Genomic DNA, 3,109 nt, shown 5'->3' on the forward strand with positions numbered 1-3,109 from the left:
GCCCTGAGTCCCCTCAAAGGCGAGGGGCTTAGACGTCGAGCTCGATCACGAACGGTACGTGGTCGGAGGGTTTGTCCCAGCTCCTCACGTCGCGGTGGATGCTGACCCCGGTGAGCAGGTCGGCCGCCTGCGGCGAGAGAAGGGCGTGGTCGATGCGGATACCGTTGTTCCGCTGCCAAGCGCCGGCCTGATAGTCCCAGAAAGTGTAGGCCCCGGGCGCGCCGTCCGCCTCCAGGTAGGCGTCGGTGAGGCCAAGGTATTTCAGCGCCCGGAACGCCTCGCGGCTCTGCGGCTGGAAGAGGGCGTCGTCTGCCCAGTTGGCCGGGAACTCCGCGTCGCGCGGTTCCGGGATCACGTTGAAGTCGCCGGTCAGCACCAGCGGCTCCTCCAGGGCCAGCAGCTCCTGGGCGTGGCGGCGCAGGCGGCCCATCCACGCCAGCTTGTAGGCGAACTTCTCCGTCGCCACCGGGTTGCCGTTCGGCAGGTAGATCGAGGCCACCCTGACCGGTGTGCGGCCCGAGACGACGGCCTCGACATAGCGCGCATGGTCGTCACCCTCGCCATCCGGGAGGCCGCGGCGCACATCCTCCAGCGGGGTCTTCGAGAGCAGGGCCACGCCGTTGTAGGTTTTCTGGCCGTGGATCGCGAGATTGTAGCCAAGGCGCTCAAAGGGTTCGGCGGGGAACTTCTCGTCGACGCACTTGATCTCCTGCAAGCAGGCGACGTCCGGCTGGGCGGCCTCGAACCATTTCAGCACCGTCTCCAGGCGCGCGTTGACCGAGTTCACGTTCCAGGTGGCGATGCGCATCTAGGGCTCCGGTTGAACAGGGCCGGACGCTAGCCGCCGGGGGGCGCGGGCTCAATGGGCTGGGTTTGCGGATCAGGGTCAGCGGTATCGTCGCGCCGGCCGGGCGAACACGCCCAACAGCTAGGCCCCGATCGCCAAGGTTCAGATGGAGAAGCTGACGCCGCAGCCGCAGCTGGACTTGGCGTTGGGATTGCGGACCCGGAACTCGGCGCCGGCGAGTTCGTCGACGAAATCGATCTCCGAGCCCTTCAGCAGGACCAGCGACATCTCGTCGACCAGGGCCGCCGCGCCGTCGCGCTCGATCCGCAGGTCGTCGGGCTGGGCCTCCTCCACCAGGTCGAACTGGTACTGGAAGCCCGAACAGCCGCCGCCTTCCACCGCCACGCGCAGCATCACCGGCCGGCCTTCGGCCTTGCCGATGGCGTGGATGCGTTGCGCGGCCGAGGGGCTGAGGGTGAGTTCGCTTGAGGTCATGACCGTTAGACGAATGAAACGCCTAGACTATATGAGGGGCCGAGCGGCTTCGACCAAGAGGCCTTCGTACAGATGGATTTGATGGCCGCCACGATCCCGCCGAAAGCTCCTTACGCCGAAGACCCTGCAAAGTCGCGGGGCCGCAAGGTCGCGGAGGCCGAGAGCCAGACCCGCACGCCCTTCGCCCGCGACCGCGACCGCATCATCCACTCGACCGCTTTCCGAAGGCTGAAGGAGAAGACCCAGGTCTTCGTGGCCCACGAGGGCGACCACTTCCGCACCCGGCTCACCCACTCGCTGGAGGTGGCGCAGATCGCCCGCTCGCTGGCCACCGCGCTCGGCCTCGACGCCGACCTGGCGGAGACCATCGCGCTCGCCCACGACCTCGGCCACCCGCCGTTCGGCCACGCCGGCGAGGACGAGCTGCAGGTGCAGATGCAGGGCTTCGGCGGCTTCGACCATAATGTGCAGACCTTCCGGGTGGTCACCAAGCTGGAGCGCCGCTACCCACGCTTCGAAGGCCTGAACCTCACCTGGGAGACCCTGGAAGGGGTGATTAAGCACAACGGCCCGGTGGTCGATAAGCTCGAGAAGCCCTCGTGGAGCGCCATCGCCGAGTTCGACGCCGAATACGACCTGCGGCTGGGCACCTGGGCGTCGGCGGAGGCGCAGGTCGCGGCGCTGGCCGACGACATCGCCTACAACAACCACGACGTGGACGACGGCGTGCAGGCCGGGCTGTTCAACCTCGAGGAGCTGCGCGGGATCCCGCTGATCGGCCCGCATGTGGCCAGCGCGGTCGCCGACTATCCCGACTGCGACGCCGGCATCCTGCGCCTGGAGGCGGTGCGCCGGATGATCGGGGCGATGGTCGACGACGTGCTGGCCGAGACCCGCCGCCGCGCAGCCGTCGACAAGGTCGGCTCGCCGGAGGACGTCCGCGTACTGGGCCACGCGCTGGTCGCCTTCTCGCGCGACATGGTCGAGGACCTCTCGGCGCTTCGGGCCTTCCTGATGGAGCGGATGTACCGCCACTGGCGGGTCAACCGCACGCGCAGCCAGGCCAGGCGGATGCTGGGCGAGATGTTCCTGCTGTTCCTGGCCGAGCCCGACGTGCTGCCCGCCGAATGGTACGCCCGCGCCCAGAACCGCGAGGAGGCGGGCAGGGCGCGCGTGGTCTGCGACTACGTCGCCGGGATGACCGACCGCTTCGCCATTGAGGAGCACCGCAAGCTCTTCCACCTGGACCTGCTCAGCTAGGCGGCCTGCGCCGCGATGCCGCCTTTCCGCGGCCATATCGCCCACAGAAAATGGCCGTCCGGGCGGTTCGGGGGGCGCGGGCTCCGCTAGACTGCCCTGTCAGGCGCGCGATTCGTTGAACCGGCCGCGGCCTTCGGGAGACGTCGATGTCCGAACATGAACGCGGCGCCTATGCGCCCCCCACCGAGGCCTCGCTGCATTTCGATGCGCGGCAGCCGGTGCGCGGCGCATCGCCGATCCCCTTCACCCTGATCATCTCGATCCTGGTGCTGCTGGGCCTGGCGGCGGCGATCTTCGTCTTCTACCGCTCGGGCGTGCGCCAGGCCGGCCAGCCGCCGCAGGCGGTGGGCGCGCCGGTGGTCGGCATGAAGGCGCCGCCCCCGGCCGAAGCCCAGCCGCAGGACCCGGCCGCGGGCCTGCAGATCTACAAGGCCGAGGGCGACCAGCCCTATTCGCCGGGCCAGAAGACGGTGCACTTCGCCCCGCCGCCCGAGCAGCCGGAGGCCCGCCCGCAGCCCGGCCCGCCCACGCCCGCGATCGTCGTGACGCAAGCGGCGCCGGCGGCCC

At 69.4% G+C, this 3,109-nt stretch carries 3 protein-coding genes and 1 pseudogene; 2 read left to right on the plus strand and 2 right to left on the minus strand.

Features of this window, described 5'->3' with window-relative positions; genetic code table 11:
• Positions 1 to 28: 28 nt before the first annotated feature.
• Entirely contained in the window at positions 29 to 808 is a 780-nt protein-coding gene (gene xth, locus JWP28_RS19750; RefSeq protein ID WP_299545566.1) for an exodeoxyribonuclease III, read from the minus strand.
• Positions 809 to 949: 141 nt separating this feature from the next.
• A complete protein-coding gene (gene erpA / locus JWP28_RS19755; protein ID WP_299545567.1) occupies positions 950 to 1,282 on the minus strand; it encodes an iron-sulfur cluster insertion protein ErpA in 333 nt (110 codons plus the stop codon).
• Between the two features lie 81 nt (positions 1,283 to 1,363).
• Between erpA and JWP28_RS19760 the strand changes: the two genes are divergently transcribed.
• Positions 1,364 to 2,542 carry a deoxyguanosinetriphosphate triphosphohydrolase gene (locus tag JWP28_RS19760; RefSeq protein WP_299545568.1) on the plus strand — a complete coding sequence of 393 codons (1,179 nt, stop codon included), beginning with the start codon at positions 1,364 to 1,366 and terminating at the stop codon, positions 2,540 to 2,542.
• 146 nt (positions 2,543 to 2,688) lie between these two features.
• A pseudogene (locus JWP28_RS19765) lies at positions 2,689 to 3,109 on the plus strand (SPOR domain-containing protein); the annotation flags it as partial.

It is taken from the genome of Phenylobacterium sp. (genome assembly GCF_028290885.1).
Lineage (GTDB): Bacteria > Pseudomonadota > Alphaproteobacteria > Caulobacterales > Caulobacteraceae > Phenylobacterium.